Consider the following 17,969-nt stretch of genomic DNA (forward strand, 5'->3'; position numbering starts at 1 on the left):
GCTTAGCGAGGCAAGAGTCAATCAGTGAGTCGAGTAAAACTTAGTTTTAAAAACTTTTAAGTTTAACAAAATTAAGTGTTGACAAAAAAATAGGAAAGCGTAAAATGCGCAGCCCTAGCGAGATAAAGTTTAACGTTTTAATCGCAACGTTCTTTAACAATATAAAGCAATCATCTGTGTGGGCACTCGTACAGATTGAGTTCTAACAGCCAAGCTTAGTTTACTAAGTGAGGAAAACAAACTTAGAGTCTCAATTGAAACTGAGTGACCAACAGCAATAACTACTCCGGTAGGAATTGCAGCACAGTCAATTCAATATCGAAAGATATTAAATAAATTCAGAATTCATTGAGCTGTTCTTAGGAACATAAAAACTTTTTAATTGAAGAGTTTGATCATGGCTCAGATTGAACGCTGGCGGCAGGCCTAACACATGCAAGTCGAGCGGTAACATTTCTAGCTTGCTAGAAGATGACGAGCGGCGGACGGGTGAGTAATGCTTGGGAACATGCCTTGAGGTGGGGGACAACAGTTGGAAACGACTGCTAATACCGCATAATGTCTACGGACCAAAGGGGGCTTCGGCTCTCGCCTTTAGATTGGCCCAAGTGGGATTAGCTAGTTGGTGAGGTAATGGCTCACCAAGGCGACGATCCCTAGCTGGTTTGAGAGGATGATCAGCCACACTGGGACTGAGACACGGCCCAGACTCCTACGGGAGGCAGCAGTGGGGAATATTGCACAATGGGCGCAAGCCTGATGCAGCCATGCCGCGTGTGTGAAGAAGGCCTTCGGGTTGTAAAGCACTTTCAGTCAGGAGGAAAGGTTAGTAGTTAATACCTGCTAGCTGTGACGTTACTGACAGAAGAAGCACCGGCTAACTCCGTGCCAGCAGCCGCGGTAATACGGAGGGTGCGAGCGTTAATCGGAATTACTGGGCGTAAAGCGTACGCAGGCGGTTTGTTAAGCGAGATGTGAAAGCCCCGGGCTCAACCTGGGAACTGCATTTCGAACTGGCAAACTAGAGTGTGATAGAGGGTGGTAGAATTTCAGGTGTAGCGGTGAAATGCGTAGAGATCTGAAGGAATACCGATGGCGAAGGCAGCCACCTGGGTCAACACTGACGCTCATGTACGAAAGCGTGGGGAGCAAACAGGATTAGATACCCTGGTAGTCCACGCCGTAAACGATGTCTACTAGAAGCTCGGAACCTCGGTTCTGTTTTTCAAAGCTAACGCATTAAGTAGACCGCCTGGGGAGTACGGCCGCAAGGTTAAAACTCAAATGAATTGACGGGGGCCCGCACAAGCGGTGGAGCATGTGGTTTAATTCGATGCAACGCGAAGAACCTTACCTACACTTGACATACAGAGAACTTACCAGAGATGGTTTGGTGCCTTCGGGAACTCTGATACAGGTGCTGCATGGCTGTCGTCAGCTCGTGTTGTGAGATGTTGGGTTAAGTCCCGCAACGAGCGCAACCCCTATCCTTAGTTGCTAGCAGGTAATGCTGAGAACTCTAAGGAGACTGCCGGTGATAAACCGGAGGAAGGTGGGGACGACGTCAAGTCATCATGGCCCTTACGTGTAGGGCTACACACGTGCTACAATGGCGCATACAGAGTGCTGCGAACTCGCGAGAGTAAGCGAATCACTTAAAGTGCGTCGTAGTCCGGATTGGAGTCTGCAACTCGACTCCATGAAGTCGGAATCGCTAGTAATCGCGTATCAGAATGACGCGGTGAATACGTTCCCGGGCCTTGTACACACCGCCCGTCACACCATGGGAGTGGGTTGCTCCAGAAGTAGATAGTCTAACCCTCGGGAGGACGTTTACCACGGAGTGATTCATGACTGGGGTGAAGTCGTAACAAGGTAGCCCTAGGGGAACCTGGGGCTGGATCACCTCCTTATACGATTTAGAACTTGTTTGTTCGTAGTGTCCACACAGATGATTGTTAGTTAGCTAAGCCACTGGCTTAACTAATTAATATGCTCTTTAAAAATTTGGAAAAGCTGATAATAAAATTCTGATAAATACATTGTATTTATCAAGAGTTTTCAAAAGTAAAAAATGCCATTGATTATTCAATAGAATGATTAATTGGTATCTACTTTAGTATTCAATATTAACTTCTGGCGAAGTTAAACTGTCACATAACAAAGACCCGTTTGGGTTGTATGGTTAAGTGACTAAGCGTACACGGTGGATGCCTTGGCAGTTGGAGGCGATGAAGGACGTATTAACTTGCGATAAGCCTAGTCAAGCTAGTAAAAAGCGCTTGAGACTAGGATTTCCGAATGGGGAAACCCACCTGCTTGCAGGTATCGTTAACTGAATACATAGGTTAACGAGGCGAACGCGGAGAACTGAAACATCTAAGTACCCGTAGGAAAAGAAATCAACCGAGATTCCGATAGTAGCGGCGAGCGAAATCGGAACAGCCCTTAAGCTGATTATGTGTTAATGGAAGGCTCTGGAAAGTGCCACGATACAGGGTGATAGTCCCGTACATGAAAACGCATTTTGAGTGAAATCGAGTAGGTCGGAGCACGTGAAACTTTGACTGAATATAGGTGGACCATCATCTAAGGCTAAATACTCCCAACTGACCGATAGTGAACCAGTACCGTGAGGGAAAGGCGAAAAGAACCCCTGTGAGGGGAGTGAAATAGAACCTGAAACCGTGTACGTACAAGCAGTAGGAGCAGACTTGTTCTGTGACTGCGTACCTTTTGTATAATGGGTCAGCGACTTATATTTTGTAGCGAGGTTAACCGATTAGGGTAGCCGTAGGGAAACCGAGTCTTAACTGGGCGAATAGTTGCAAGGTATAGACCCGAAACCCGGTGATCTAGCCATGGGCAGGTTGAAGGTTGAGTAACATCAACTGGAGGACCGAACCCACTAACGTTGAAAAGTTAGGGGATGACCTGTGGCTAGGAGTGAAAGGCTAATCAAACCGGGAGATAGCTGGTTCTCCCCGAAATCTATTTAGGTAGAGCCTCGGACGAATACTTACGGGGGTAGAGCACTGTTAAGGCTAGGGGGTCATCCCGACTTACCAACCCTTTGCAAACTCCGAATACCGTAAAGTACTATCCGGGAGACACACGGCGGGTGCTAACGTCCGTCGTGAAGAGGGAAACAACCCAGACCGCCAGCTAAGGTCCCAAAGTCATAGTTAAGTGGGAAACGATGTGGAAAGGCCCAGACAGCCAGGAGGTTGGCTTAGAAGCAGCCATCCTTTAAAGAAAGCGTAATAGCTCACTGGTCGAGTCGGTCTGCGCGGAAGATGTAACGGGGCTAAACTATGCACCGAAGCTGCGGATTCATCTTAGGATGAGTGGTAGGGGAGCGTTCTGTAAGCCGTTGAAGGTGACTCGGGAGGGTTGCTGGAGGTATCAGAAGTGCGAATGCTGACATGAGTAACGATAATGCGGGTGAAAAACCCGCACGCCGGAAGACCAAGGGTTCCTATCCCATGTTAATCAGGGTAGGGTAAGTCGACCCCTAAGGCGAGGCCGAAAGGCGTAGTCGATGGGAAACGGATTAATATTTCCGTACTTGGTATAATTGCGATGGGGGGACGGAGAAGGCTAAGCAAGCATGGCGATGGTTGTCCATGTGAAAGTGAGTAGGCTAGTGACTTAGGTAAATCCGGGTTGCTGTTAGGCTGAGACACGAGACGAGCACCCAAGGGTGTGAAGTTGCTGATGCCATACTTCCAGGAAAAGCCTCTAAGCTTCAGATTATACCGAATCGTACCCCAAACCGACACAGGTGGTCAGGTAGAGAATACTAAGGCGCTTGAGAGAACTCGGGTGAAGGAACTAGGCAAAATCGTACCGTAACTTCGGGAGAAGGTACGCTCCTATCTGTGATGAGACTTGCTCTCTAAGCGGACGGGAGCCGCAGTGACCAGGTGGCTGGGACTGTTTATTAAAAACACAGCACTGTGCAAAATCGCAAGATGACGTATACGGTGTGACACCTGCCCGGTGCCGGAAGGTTAATTGATGGGGTTAGTTTTCGGACGAAGCTCTTGATCGAAGCCCCGGTAAACGGCGGCCGTAACTATAACGGTCCTAAGGTAGCGAAATTCCTTGTCGGGTAAGTTCCGACCTGCACGAATGGTGTAACCATGGCCACGCTGTCTCCACCCGAGACTCAGTGAAATTGAAATCGCAGTGAAGATGCTGTGTACCCGCGGCTAGACGGAAAGACCCCGTGAACCTTTACTACAGCTTGGCACTGAACATTGAACCTACATGTGTAGGATAGGTGGGAGACTTAGAAGCAGAGACGCTAGTTTTTGTGGAGTCGTCCTTGAAATACCACCCTTGTAGTTTTGATGTTCTAACGTTGGCCCCTGAATCGGGGTTACGGACAGTGCCTGGTGGGTAGTTTGACTGGGGCGGTCTCCTCCCAAAGAGTAACGGAGGAGCACGAAGGTTGGCTAAGTACGGTCGGACATCGTACGGTTAGTGTAATGGTAGAAGCCAGCTTAACTGCGAGACAGACACGTCGAGCAGGTACGAAAGTAGGTCATAGTGATCCGGTGGTTCTGAATGGAAGGGCCATCGCTCAACGGATAAAAGGTACTCCGGGGATAACAGGCTGATACCGCCCAAGAGTTCATATCGACGGCGGTGTTTGGCACCTCGATGTCGGCTCATCACATCCTGGGGCTGAAGTCGGTCCCAAGGGTATGGCTGTTCGCCATTTAAAGTGGTACGCGAGCTGGGTTTAGAACGTCGTGAGACAGTTCGGTCCCTATCTGCCGTGGGCGTTTGAGAATTGAGAGGGGTTGCTCCTAGTACGAGAGGACCGGAGTGAACGAACCGCTGGTGTTCGGGTTGTCATGCCAATGGCATTGCCCGGTAGCTACGTTCGGAACTGATAAGCGCTGAAAGCATCTAAGCGCGAAGCAGGCCTCGAGATGATTTCTCACTAGACTTTTAAAGTCTCTGAAGGGCCGTTGAAGACTACAACGTTGATAGGCAGGATGTGGAAGTGGTGTGAGCCATTAAGCTAACCTGTACTAATTACCCGTGAGGCTTAACCATACAACGCCAAACGCGTTTTATGTGACAGAAACAAGCGACAGAAGTTAATAGCTAAAGTAGATAGCAACGAAGAAACTTAAAAAATATTATCAGATATTTTCCAGATTTAGTTAGTACGTAGAAATACGGACTAACACCTAATTTGCTTGGTAACCATAGCGTTTTGGACCCACCTGACCCCATGCCGAACTCAGTAGTGAAACGAAACAGCGCCGATGATAGTGTAGCATTTGCTATGTGAAAGTAGGACATTGCCAGGCTCCAAATAAGAGAAACCCGTTACAGCGATGTGACGGGTTTTTTGCTGTCTGTAAGAAAGTGAAAATATTAGTTGTCAGCCATCAGTTATCAGCTGCACAGCGTCAACCTGTACTTCGTAGCGTGGGTTGAGTATCACGAAACCCGCGGGTAAAAGAACGCGACGACCACCTCAGTGCCCAGTGAATCCCATTAAAAAACATTAAGAGTACTTTGCTATGTGGCTCACTACCGCTGTGGGCACCACGATATTCTACTGCGTAGCGCACCGACTCCAAATACGGGAAACCCGCTTCAGAAATGAAGCGGCTTTTTTACGTCTTAAGGAAAGTAAAAATATTAGCTATTAGCTATTAGCTATCAGCCATCAGTTATCAGCTGCACAGCGTCAAGCTGTACTTCGTAGCGTGGGTTGAGTATCACGAAACCCACGGGTAAAAGAACGCGACGACCACCTCAGTGCCCAGTGAATCCCATTAAAAAACATTAAGAGTACTTTGCTATGTGGCTCACTACCGCTGTGGGCACCAGGACATTCTACTGCGTAGCGCACCGACTCTAAATACACGAAAGCCGTTTCATTTCGAAGCGGCTTTTTTACGTCTTCAGACAAGCGAAATTCGCACACATAATACATTCACTTCTAAACCTATCATGTAGGTCGGGCGAGCAAAGCGACATCCGGCGCTAAAAATCATCGATAATAATTATAGTGTTCTTATTTCACGAGTTGGGTTATTAGATTTTATTCACACAGTCTCCCCCACTTTCGTAGCGTGGGCTGAGTATCACTAAACTCTCGGATAAAGCACACTACATAATCATAATATTGCTTTTAAAGTTTATTGTGTGCGTTCTGTATATTCGCCTAGCCAATGAATATCCCTTTGTATATTACTAAGAGGCAGTTTGTTTCTGTATTTAAGCTTTAAAATAAACGTATTTATTCAAAATAACTAGATTACAAATATAATTTTGCTTTGTTACTAGCTTTGATTTAGGATCAAAACAGTTTAAAACCAAGAACTAATAACCAGTGTATAGATTATTAATTAGTGCCATATCATTTATATTTTGTTTCTCTGTGTCGGCAGTTGAAGTAACTGATCTGTATCAAGATATATTAAAAGTCTATGATAAAAGTCGAGACACGCGTTTAGCCGCTAGCCGCAAAGCATTACTCAATGTGTTAGTAAAGGTAAGCGGGGATGAATCCGCAGATCAAAATAAGCTTGCTCAGCAGCGCACCAAAAACATTTCTGATTACATGCTCAAGTTTGAATACGATGAAAAAGCAAACGGACAGCTTCATCTCGTTGTTAAGTTTGAAGCGCGTAAAATCAATGAATTAATTAAAGAATTAAATTTACCTCTTTGGGGTGTTCAACGCCCATTAGTTGCTATTTGGTTAGGTATTGAGGATAACTGGCGCAGAGAGCTTGTTACACAAGAGAGTTATCCTCAGTTAGAGCAGCTTATATACGATAAAGCCGGACGACGTGGTTTACCTGTTGTAGTGCCACTATTAGATTTACAAGACCGACGTTTGGTTGGCATTCCTGAGGTATGGGGTAATTTTTCGGAGCCTGTTGAAGAGGCGTCGCGCCGTTATAGTGCCGAGCGCAGCATTACAGCACGCATGTATCAAGCTCCCGACAGCGAAACTTGGATTTTAGACTGGCGTTTTACTAATGATGATTTATTTGATTCAAACCGTCTTGAAGGTGATAAACAACAAATAGTAGGTCAGATGATAGACAGCTTAGCGTTGGGTTTAGCCAATGAATACGCAATCGACCCTAACGCGTATTATGAGCAGGCTGCGGCTACGCTTACCTTAAAGGGTACTCAAAGCTTTGTCGACATTGAACTTGCCAAACGTCGCCTACAAAGTTTGAGTGTAGTGACGCAAGCAACCATAATGCGCAAAACCCCAGAATTTGTCGAATTTAAGCTTAACCACACCGGTAGTGTAGGAGATCTTAAAAAGGGCCTTGGGCTTGATAGTGCATTTAGAGATTATGTAGACCCTCGCGCATTTTACCATGTTGTAGACAAAAACAGTCTTGAGTATCAATGGGTCGGTGAGTAATGCTAAGCGCTGAGCCTATGCAAATGGCACTACCTGTTACATTGCCTGACGATGAAACATTTGCATCTTACTTTGGTGGGGAAGACTCTTTAGAGGTAAATCACCTTAAAGCGAGTTTTTCAAAGCTTGCCAACAAATTTCAATACACCTATTTGTGTGGCTTAGGCGATTCTGGTAAATCTCATTTATTGTACGCTACTTGTATACAAGCCCAAGAACGGGGCTTGTCAAACATGCTTTTGTCTATGCGTGAAGTTATCGATTTTGGACCTATGGTGTTAGATGGCTTAGAAGCACTTGACGTATTATGCATTGATGATGTGCACTTAGTCGCTGGCAATGATGCCTGGGAAAAAGCCCTTTTTAACTTTTTTAATCGCTTTAATGAGCCCGGAAAAATGTTAGTGGTTACGGCGGATTTGCTCCCTGATATGCTTAATATCAGTTTGCCCGACTTAGAGTCTCGGCTAAAGTGGGGAACCACCTTTCAAATTCGATCAATGAGTGATGATGATAAAGCACAAGCGCTTGTTAAGCGAGCTCATATGCGTGGGCTTGAACTAAGTGATGAATGCGCACGCTTTTTATTGACTCGCTTGAGTCGTGATATGCGTGCTTTATTAGACGTATTAGACAAATTAGATCACGCATCAATGGCCGCACAACGAAAATTAACAATTCCCTTCATAAAATCAACGTTAAAGCTGTAGTAGGTCTAGAATCTAGACCCTGCTTTCAGTTATCATTAGTCAACAAAATTGTAATCACCTTCTGTGAAAGATCAGGTATCGAATGAACTTAGAAAATATTTTAGCGCAAGCACTTGAGGCAGTTGCCAGTGCCAGTGAAATCGCGCAACTAGAAGAGATCAGGGTTAATTACCTTGGTAAAAAAGGCGAAATCACAAGCTTACTTAAAACACTGGGTAAAATTGCTCCTGAAGAACGCAAAGAAGCAGGCCAAGTAATTAACCAAGCTAAGCAAGATGTACAAGTAGCAATTAATGAAAAGCGTGAACTTTTAGCAAGTAAAGCGCTTGAAGAAAAGCTAGCTGCTGAAACAATTGATGTAACTTTACCAGGGCGCGTAATGCCTACAGGTGGCCTTCATCCGGTAACACGCACAATTGAGCGTATTGAAAGCTTTTTTGGCGAGCTAGGCTTTGCTGTTAAATCAGGCCCAGAAGTAGAAGATGATTTTCATAACTTTGATGCGTTAAATATTCCTGAGCATCACCCAGCGCGTGCTGATCACGATACCTTTTATTTTAATCCTAAGTTAGTACTGCGTACCCAAACAAGTGGTGTGCAAATTCGTACTATGGAAACAGAGCAACCGCCACTGCGAATTATTTCGCCAGGTCGAGTATATCGTAACGACTACGACCAAACGCATACTCCGATGTTTCATCAGGTAGAAGGTTTAATGGTTGATACTGATGTAAGCTTCACAGAGCTTAAGGGTATTTTACACGACTTCTTACGTAACTTTTTTGAAGAAGATATGGAAATTCGTTTCCGTCCTTCATTCTTCCCATTTACAGAGCCTTCAGCTGAAGTAGATGTTATGGGTAAAGACGGTAAATGGCTCGAAGTATTAGGTTGTGGCATGGTTCACCCTAACGTACTTAAGTCAGTAGGTATTGACCCAGAAAAATACACCGGTTTTGCTTTTGGTATGGGCGTAGAGCGCTTAACCATGCTGCGCTATGGCGTAAACGACTTACGTGCATTTTTTGAAAATGACTTAAAATTCCTAAACCAGTTCCGTTAAGAGTGAAAATATAAAATGAAATTTAGTGAAAAGTGGTTAAGAGAGTGGGTAAATCCTGCTATTGATACGCAAGCTCTTTCGGAACAGCTTTCTATGGCTGGCCTTGAGGTTGACGCAGTTGAGAGCGCGGCAGCGGATTTCAATGGCGTAGTAGTTGGTGAAGTTGTTGAGTGCGCACAGCACCCAGATGCATATAAACTTCGCGTTACTAAAATCAATGTAGGTGGCGATGAGCTACTTGATATTGTGTGTGGTGCGCCAAACTGCCGCCAAGGCATTAAAGTAGCTGTTGCAACTGTTGGTGCTGTTTTACCGGGCGACTTTAAAATCAAAAAAGCCAAATTGCGCGGTCAGCCATCACACGGCATGCTGTGTGCTTTTGTTGAGCTAGGTATTAGTGAAGAAGGCGACGGTATCATGGAGCTACCAAGTGATGCGCCAATTGGTGCAGATCTTCGTGAATACTTAGGCCTTGATGACAGCATTATTGATGTTGACTTAACGCCAAACCGTGGTGACTGTTTAGGTATAAAAGGCCTTGCTCGTGAAGTAGGTGTTTTAAACAGCATTGATGTAAATGTATTAGCTATTCCAGCAGTTACTCCAGCAATTGACGATAAAGTATCCATTGAGCTGGTGAACGAAGAAGCATGTCCTCGCTACCTTGGTCGAGTGATAAAGGGTATTAGCCTTGATGCAGAAACACCGCTTTGGATGGTTGAAAAGCTTCGCCGTAGTGGTATTCGCTCAATTGATCCTGTTGTTGATGTTACTAACTATGTATTACTAGAGCTTGGCCATCCAATGCATGCATTCGATTTAAGTGCAATTGAAGGTGGTATTAAAGTTCGTAATGCCCATGCAGGCGAAGAGCTAGTATTACTTGATGGTAATACTGCAAAACTGAACGAATCAACACTTGTGATAGCCGATCATAATAAAGCACTTGCGATTGCAGGTATTTTTGGTGGCGAGCAATCAGGTGTAACAGAAAAAACGTCTGATATTTTATTAGAAAGCGCGTTTTTTAACCCGGTCGCGATTGCAGGTCAAGCCCGTAGTTACGGTCTACATACCGATGCATCACACCGCTATGAGCGTGGGGTAGATTTTGCTCTTCAACATGATGCAATGGAGCGTGCAACTGCTTTATTACTTGATATTGTTGGCGGCGAAGCAGGACCTGTTGTAGAAGCGGTGGCTGCTGATAAACTGCCAAAAGTGACAGAAGTACGCCTCCGTCGTGCGCGTTTAGACCGTGTAATTGGTCATCATATTGATGATGCTAAAGTGACTGATATTCTAACTCGTTTAGGGTTAGACGTTAAGTTTGAAAACAACAGCTGGAGTGCTGATATTCCAAGCTACCGTTTTGATATTTCTATTGAAGAAGACTTAATTGAAGAAGTTGCGCGTGTTTATGGTTACAACAGTATCCCAAATGTTGCCCCTACTGCAAAGTTAAAAATGACTACGCATGATGAGTCTACAATTGCACTTAGCAAGTTTCGCAATATATTAGTGACACGTGGCTACCAAGAAGCAATTACGTACAGCTTTGTAGACCCTAAAGCACAAGCAATTATACACCCGCAAAGTACACCGCTTATACTGCCGCACCCAATTTCAATTGAAATGTCGGCTATGCGTGTAAGCTTAATGCCAGGGCTTTTAGCATCGGTTGCGTATAATCAAAATCGTCAACAACCACGTATTCGTTTATTTGAGCATGGTCTTAAATTTATCAGCGATGACAGCGCAGAAAATGGCCTGCAGCAAGTGCCTGTTATTGGCGGTGTGATCACCGGCCTTGCACACGGCGAGCATTGGGTTGAGCAAAAACGTAACGTTGATTTTTACGACTTAAAAGGTGATGTTGAAGCCTTATTAGCAATCACCAACGATACAAGCCGTTTTGAAATTAAAGCAGAGCAGTCAGACGGTTTCCACCCGGGCCAATCAGCGGTAATTTATGTTGATGGTAAAAAGGTAGGATTTTTTGGTGCTCTTCATCCTCAGGTGCAAAAATCGTTAGATATCAATAACGCAACTTTTGTATTTGAAATTGAAATGTCTGCAATAGAAAAAAGAAATTTACCGCAAGCTGTAGGGGTTTCAAAATTCCCTTCAAATCGCCGCGACATCGCGATTTTAGTGGCTGACAGCGTTAATTCAGGTGATATTTTAAGCACAATAGAAAAAGTTGGCGGAAATCAATTGGTTGACCTAAACTTATTCGATGTGTATAAGGGCAAAGGTATTGAGCCAAATTATAAGAGTTTGGCGATTGCTCTAACACTGCAGGCGGTTGATAGAACACTCGAAGAGAAAGATATCAATCTGGTAGTTGATAACGTGGTGGCCACATTGGCCGAAAAGTTTAATGCATCGTTGAGGGACTAGATATGGCGCTTACTAAAGCCGACATAGCTGAACACCTATTTGAAAAGCTCGGGATCAATAAAAAAGATGCCAAAGATTTAGTTGAAGCGTTTTTTGAAGAAATCCGCTCAGCGCTTGAAAAAGGCGAGCAGGTTAAGCTCTCTGGATTTGGTAACTTTGATCTTCGTGATAAAAAAGAAAGACCAGGCCGAAACCCGAAAACAGGAGAAGACATTCCTATTTCGGCGCGCCGCGTGGTGACCTTTAGACCAGGTCAAAAGCTTAAAACCCGTGTAGAAGTGGGTACAAGCAAAGCAAAATAAAAAAGGGCAGCGTAAGCTGCCTTTTTTATTTAAAAACCATTTGGCGACACGTTTAACCCCGCAAAATGATTAAGAATTATTGCGGGCTGAGATAATGCCAGGGTTTTGCTTACCTAAAATTCTCGTGGCGATACAAACTCACCGTTTTGTATTTGCTCATACGTTTGTTGAGCAAGGGAATCGAGTGCGTCTAAATTTTTACCATCGCTCATAAGTTGATGCTCAATTGGTAATAAATCTATATTCTCAATACCAGCGCTTTGCGCCACTTTCGAAAAAATATAAGCGTGTTTATATTTATCGTGCTTATAAAACAAGCTGATTAACGAGGCATACACTTCAGGGTTTGGCTGTTGGCCTGGTTTATTTAGCTCAAGCGTTTTGTAAAGCAAATCAATCGTTTTTTCATCATCAAATTTAATGTAATAAGAAGCGAGGTAAAACTGCATCTCTGCACTACTTGTTACGCTTTCATCATTTTCTAATGCAAGTAACCGTGTTAGTGCACTTTGTTCATTATTACGTGACCAATGATAGTAAAGCAAACCAGGGTGGTTTGTGTTTTTTGTGTCTTGATAAAGTCGTGTCATTTCTTTAAGGCTTGTAAGTTGGCCTTCTATGCGCGAGGTCGTTTTAGACTTTAGCTTAATATGTTCTATTTTTGCGGCTAAAGTAATACATTGATTATACGACTCAAACCCTTTAAGTAATTGGTATTTATTTTCATCTGTGGGTTTTTTATATTCAATATAGCGTTTTAAAATAACCTCAGAGCGTTCATTCTTACAATGACTATCTTTATTTAAATCACTGCAAAAGCCAGGTGTTTCTTTACATACCTGAGCGAGAGTCAGTGGTTCTTCGCATCCTGTTAACGCTAGCATTGTTAGTATTACGCTTGCTCTTAAAACCATCCCTTAACCTCAAATGAATATATACATTACTATTCTAGCGCAATCATTTGTGCGCTAACAGTAGAGAATAACTTTAGATTAACTTAGAATAGCCCTGCCTGGAGTGCATTACTCTCAAAATCTAATGCATTTTTAAAGGCTATCCGTTCAAAATGATTAAATTAGGTAAATAAAATGACCTCATCTCACGAATTAGAATATACAAATAGTTGGCAAGAGCGCCAAGATTACGCCGAAAGCATGCAACCTATTATTGGTAAGCTTTATCGTAACCGTGGCATAGAAATCGCTGTATATGGCCGTCCTCTCGTTAATGCCAGTACTATCGATATTATCAAATCACATAAAACTGTAGCGCAATTCGAAGGCACTAAATTACGCCTACGTGAAAGCTTTCCGTTTTTAGAAGCGATTAGCAAAATGGAGCTAAATTCAGCTCGTATTGATATTGGTAAACTTGCTTATAGCTACTTGTACGGTGAGGCTGCTAATGGCCGCACAGTTGATGAATTTGTAAAAGACGAATTAGCCGAAATTGCAGACTCACCAGCCAAAGAGCCGCGTGATGTTGTATTGTATGGCTTTGGTCGTATAGGGCGTTTATTGGCGCGCTTATTAATCGAAAAATCAGGTCCTTATGCCGACTTACGCCTACGCGCAATTGTGGTACGTGGTGGTAAAGAAGGCGACCTTGAAAAACGTGCAAGCTTGCTACGTCGCGATTCAATTCATGGCCCATTTAATGGCTCAATTACTATTGATAAAGAGCGTAATGCAATTAAAGCGAATGGTAGCTACATCCAAGTGATTTATGCTAACTCGCCAAGCGAGGTTGATTACACCGCTTACGGTATCGAAAATGCACTAGTAGTCGATAACACCGGTATTTGGAAAGACGAAGCAGGCCTTGGCCAGCACTTAGAGTCTAAAGGGGCTGCAAAAGTACTATTAACAGCACCGGCTAAAGGCAATATTAAAAACATTGTTTATGGTGTAAATAACCAAGACATCAAGCCTGAAGATAAAATCGTATGTGCAGCAAGCTGTACCACCAATGCGATTACGCCAACCCTTAAAGCATTAAACGATAAGTTTGGTATTAATAACGGCCACGTAGAAACCGTACACTCTTACACAAACGATCAAAACCTTATTGATAACTACCACAAAGCAGAGCGTCGTGGACGTGCTGCTGCACTTAATATGGTAATTACCGAAACAGGTGCAGCTAAAGCGGTATCTAAAGCGCTTCCTGAGCTTGAAGGTAAGCTAACAGGTAATGCGATTCGTGTGCCTACACCTAATGTATCGCTTGCCATATTAAACTTAAACCTCAATAGCAGCACGTCTGTTGAAGAGCTAAATGCGTTTTTACGTGAAACCGCACTACATTCAGAATTGCGCGACCAAATTGACTACACCGCCTCGACCGAAATCGTATCTACCGATTTAGTTGGTAGCCGCTACGCGGGTGTTGTTGATTCGCAAGCTACAATTGTTGAAGGTAACCGCGTTGTTTTATACGTATGGTACGACAATGAATTTGGCTACAGCTGCCAAGTAGTCCGTTGTATGCGTGATATGGCTGAAGTGGCTTTCCCAAGTTTACCTCGCTAATATAAACGCAATTATACTAAGCCAGCTTTTTTGCTGGCTTTTTTAGTCGCGTTATATTTTTAAAGTGTACCCTGTGTGGTAGGCTTTAATTATTGAGATGTGTACTGCGGTTATCCCGTAATTATGCATTTTACTATTTATAAAATAGTGTCAGTTCTGCAAGTTAAGCAGATAAACTTATTCTACCTTAAGGTTTTTTCATGAAAATCAGCAGCAATTTTGATAGTGGTAACATAAAGGTTATCGAAGCCACCGATCCGCTAAATATTCAATTAGAAATTAACAACGATCACCAGTCTGAATTTTATCAATGGTTTCACTTTCGCTTAGAAACAACACCTTATCAATTGCATAAGTTAAATATTAATAATTTAGACAAATCAGCCTACCCAGATGGATGGGAAGGTTACCAAACGGTTGCATCGTACGATCGTCAAACCTGGTTCCGTGTGCCGTCAAATTACGAAAATGGTACGCTAACGTTTGAGCTAGAGCCCGAGTGCGGTAGCGTTTATTTTGCTTACTTTGCGCCTTACAGCTACGAGCGTCATTTAGATTTATTAGCGTGGGCACAAAGCGAAGAGCTTTGCCAACTACAAACATTAGGCGAAACACTTGATGGCCGTGACATGAGCGTGCTTAAAATTGGTCAGCCTAGCGAAGATAAAAAAACAATCTGGATCACAGCGCGCCAACACCCAGGCGAAACAATGGCAGAATGGTTTGTAGAAGGACTATTACACAAACTGCTTGATGATGAAGACCCTCATGCAGCAGCGCTTTTATCAAAAGCCGTATTTTATGTAGTCCCAAACATGAACCCAGATGGCAGTGTACGGGGTCACCTTCGTACTAATGCAAATGGCGTTAACTTAAACCGTGAGTGGCAAACACCGAGCATGGAAAATAGCCCAGAAGTGTATTTAGTGCTTAATAAAATGCGCGAAACCGGCCTAGATATGCACTTAGATATTCACGGCGATGAAGCTATTCCTTATAACTTTGTAGCAGGTAGTGAGGGGATTCCAAGCTACGATGACCGCTTAAAAGACTTAGAAGATAGCTTTAAAGCAGCGCTGCTTACTATTACCCCTGAGTTTCAAGATGAACACGGCTACGATAAAGACGAGCCGGGTAAAGCTAATTTAACGGTTGGCTCATCTGCAACCGCAGAAGAATTTAAAGCACTTACTTACACAATTGAGATGCCTTTCAAAGACAATAACGACTTACCAGATCCTGATTACGGCTGGTCAGACCGCCGCTCGTATCAATTTGGCCAAGATACTTTAGCCGCAATCGTAAATGTCGTTGATAAATTAAGATAAATTAGTATAAGGTAAGGGCAACATTAAAATGTTGCCCTTTTTTATTACAAAATTAACAAATAATAAAAGTGCGCAATAGCTTAGTTATCGTATTACCTAGCTCTCAATAAGTAATAAACAATCAACAGTCTCAAATAAAATAATAAGAGGTATTTAGCGTGGATGCATTCGGACAACTTTTAGATAGCCTAGATGGCATGTTAGGGGGGGCTGTTTGGTTTCCCTACGTGCTGTTAGGAGTTGGTCTATTTTTTACTATTTATTTAAAATTCCCACAAATTCGTTATTTCAAACATGCGTGTAAAGTGGTTACCGGTAAGTTTGACAAAAAAGGCACCGAGGGTGACACCACCCACTTTCAAGCGCTTGCTACTGCGCTTTCTGGCACCGTAGGTACGGGTAACATTGGCGGGGTGGCCTTGGCTATTTCTATTGGTGGCCCAGCAGCACTATTTTGGATGTGGATGACGGCATTTTTTGGTATGACCACCAAATTTGTAGAAGTAACGCTTTCGCACAAATACCGCGAAAAAACACAAGACGGCACCATGGCGGGTGGCCCTATGTATTACATGGATAAACGCCTTAACATGAAGTGGCTAGCTATTTTATTTGCCGTTGCCACTGTAATTAGTTCATTTGGTACAGGCAGCTTGCCTCAAATTAATAATATTGCGCAGGGTATGGAAGCCACATTTGGTTTTGCCCCTATGGCAACCGGTGCTGTGTTATCTATTTTACTCGCGTTGGTTATTTTAGGCGGTATCAAGCGTATTGCTGCAATTACATCACGTGTAGTGCCAATTATGGCTGTTATTTACATAGTGGGGGCGTTAGGTGTTATTTTTTACAATGTAGAAAACATCGGACCTTCGTTTGCCTCAATTTTTGTTGATGCTTTCACTGGCTCAGCAGCAGCGGGTGGCTTTTTAGGTGCATCTTTTGCGTATGCATTTAACAGAGGCGTAAATCGTGGTTTGTTCTCAAATGAAGCCGGTCAAGGTTCAGCACCCATTGCTCACGCATCAGCAAAAGCAGATGAACCAGTTTCAGAAGGTATGGTATCTATTTTAGAGCCGTTTATCGATACAATCATCATTTGTACATTAACAGGCTTAGTTATTTTATCGTCAGGTGTGTGGAACGAAAAATTCGAAACGCATTTTGAGCGTTCATCAATGAGTATTATTAAAGGTGACTACTCAGAAACTAACGAAGCGCAGCGCCAAGAGCTATACAACTACCTAAATGGTAACGATAGCAAGGTAGAGCTATTTAACGGTAATATTGATGTGGTTAACGGCGAGCCAACAAGTAATGGTTTTACCGTATTACATTCTCGCTCAATTGGTGAAGACATACGTTTTGGCATTACCGAAAAACATAAATACACAGGTATTGTTGAGGTGAAAAACGGCATGCCAACCGACGACAGCATAAGTTTAATTGGTAAATCGTTGGTGCATTCAGCAGAGCTAACAACCAAAGCGTTTACACGAGGCTTTTTTGGCGATAGTGGCCAATACATCGTATCGATAGGCTTATTGTTATTCGCATTTTCTACTGCCATTGCATGGTCGTACTACGGTGACCGTGCCATGATTTACTTACTTGGTAATCGCTCGGTTATGCCGTATCGCGTATTTTACGTTGCGGCGTTCTTTTGGGCGTCGTTTGCCGATACCACTTTAGTATGGAAATTAGCAGCCGTTGCAATTGTCGTTATGACCTTGCCTAACTTATTTGGCATTATGTTATTGCGTAAGGAGATGAAGCAATCTGTAGATGACTACTGGGTTAAATTCAAAAAAGACAACGAGCAATAAAACAAGTACAATAAAAGGCGCCGCAAGGCGCTTTTTTTATGCGTAGTATGGAGAGTAGTATGGCGATTATTCATTGCCCCAAGTGTGCAAAATCAATTTCAGATAAACATCAGCAGTGCCCGCATTGCAATAGTAACATTGGCGCACTTAATTCTGAGCAGGTACAACAGCTTCAGCGCGAACAGCGAATTAAAAAACAGCAAATGTTTATGAACCATTCTTTCTTGGCGCTCATACTATTTTTAGGTGGCTTTTTTTGCTTGTACTTTTTGCAGCCCGCAAAAGAAACCCTTGAGTGGTACGCTTATACAGTCGCAATTGGTGTTGGCTGTATTTGGTACTTAGTAAACCGCGTTATTTTAGTGACTCTAAAAAAGAAAAGATGA

The 17,969-nt window shown here is 43.4% G+C and carries 10 protein-coding genes and 3 rRNA genes; 12 read left to right on the forward strand and 1 reads right to left on the reverse strand.

The window, feature by feature from the left end; translation table 11 throughout:
* The first annotated feature begins 379 nt into the window (after positions 1-379).
* The 8 genes from QUE46_RS06295 (at position 380) to ihfA (ending at position 11,898) form a co-directional block, all read left to right on the forward strand.
* Positions 380-1,913: ribosomal RNA gene (locus QUE46_RS06295) — 16S ribosomal RNA — on the forward strand.
* Between the two features lie 270 nt (positions 1,914-2,183).
* Positions 2,184-5,070, forward strand: a 23S ribosomal RNA gene (locus tag QUE46_RS06300).
* Positions 5,071-5,215: 145 nt separating this feature from the next.
* A 5S ribosomal RNA gene (gene rrf / locus QUE46_RS06305) occupies positions 5,216-5,330 on the forward strand.
* The 16S, 23S and 5S rRNA genes sit together here, the layout of an rRNA operon.
* 1,034 nt (positions 5,331-6,364) lie before the next feature.
* On the forward strand, positions 6,365-7,420 hold the full coding sequence (locus tag QUE46_RS06310; protein ID WP_286246830.1) for a DUF2066 domain-containing protein: 1,056 nt from the start codon (positions 6,365-6,367) through the stop codon (positions 7,418-7,420).
* The gene (hda, locus tag QUE46_RS06315; RefSeq protein WP_198401346.1) at positions 7,420-8,130 is read left to right on the forward strand and encodes a DnaA regulatory inactivator Hda; all 711 of its coding nucleotides are present in this window, start codon (positions 7,420-7,422) and stop codon (positions 8,128-8,130) included. Before QUE46_RS06310 ends, hda begins: the two co-directional genes overlap by 1 nt.
* 82 nt (positions 8,131-8,212) lie before the next feature.
* Entirely contained in the window at positions 8,213-9,193 is a 981-nt protein-coding gene (pheS, locus tag QUE46_RS06320; protein WP_286246835.1) for a phenylalanine--tRNA ligase subunit alpha, read from the forward strand.
* A gap of 15 nt (positions 9,194-9,208) precedes the next feature.
* Positions 9,209-11,596, forward strand: coding sequence for a phenylalanine--tRNA ligase subunit beta (gene pheT, locus QUE46_RS06325; protein WP_286246837.1), 2,388 nt, complete (start codon positions 9,209-9,211; stop codon positions 11,594-11,596).
* Positions 11,597-11,598: 2 nt separating this feature from the next.
* Positions 11,599-11,898 (forward strand): integration host factor subunit alpha, encoded by a 300-nt coding sequence (gene ihfA / locus QUE46_RS06330; protein WP_002960690.1) that lies wholly within the window; start codon positions 11,599-11,601, stop codon positions 11,896-11,898.
* A gap of 113 nt (positions 11,899-12,011) precedes the next feature.
* On the opposite strand, the gene QUE46_RS06335 is transcribed toward ihfA, so the two are convergent.
* Entirely contained in the window at positions 12,012-12,812 is an 801-nt protein-coding gene (locus tag QUE46_RS06335; RefSeq protein WP_286246884.1) for a DUF2989 domain-containing protein, read from the reverse strand.
* A 174-nt stretch (positions 12,813-12,986) separates the two neighbouring features.
* On the opposite strand from QUE46_RS06335, the gene QUE46_RS06340 reads away from it, so the two are divergent.
* The 4 genes from QUE46_RS06340 to QUE46_RS06355 all read left to right on the forward strand — a co-directional run bounded on the left by QUE46_RS06340 (position 12,987) and on the right by QUE46_RS06355 (position 17,969).
* On the forward strand, positions 12,987-14,429 hold the full coding sequence (locus QUE46_RS06340) for a glyceraldehyde-3-phosphate dehydrogenase (protein WP_286246886.1): 1,443 nt from the start codon (positions 12,987-12,989) through the stop codon (positions 14,427-14,429).
* Between the two features lie 200 nt (positions 14,430-14,629).
* On the forward strand, positions 14,630-15,757 hold the full coding sequence (locus QUE46_RS06345) for a M14-type cytosolic carboxypeptidase (protein WP_286246888.1): 1,128 nt from the start codon (positions 14,630-14,632) through the stop codon (positions 15,755-15,757).
* A gap of 158 nt (positions 15,758-15,915) precedes the next feature.
* Positions 15,916-17,583, forward strand: coding sequence for a sodium:alanine symporter family protein (locus tag QUE46_RS06350; protein ID WP_286246891.1), 1,668 nt, complete (start codon positions 15,916-15,918; stop codon positions 17,581-17,583).
* Between the two features lie 59 nt (positions 17,584-17,642).
* Positions 17,643-17,969: a hypothetical protein gene (locus tag QUE46_RS06355; RefSeq protein WP_286247686.1), complete on the forward strand. Its 327-nt coding sequence runs from the start codon at positions 17,643-17,645 to the stop codon at positions 17,967-17,969.

This window comes from Pseudoalteromonas sp. MM1 (assembly GCF_030296835.1).
Taxonomy (GTDB): Bacteria; Pseudomonadota; Gammaproteobacteria; order Enterobacterales; family Alteromonadaceae; genus Pseudoalteromonas.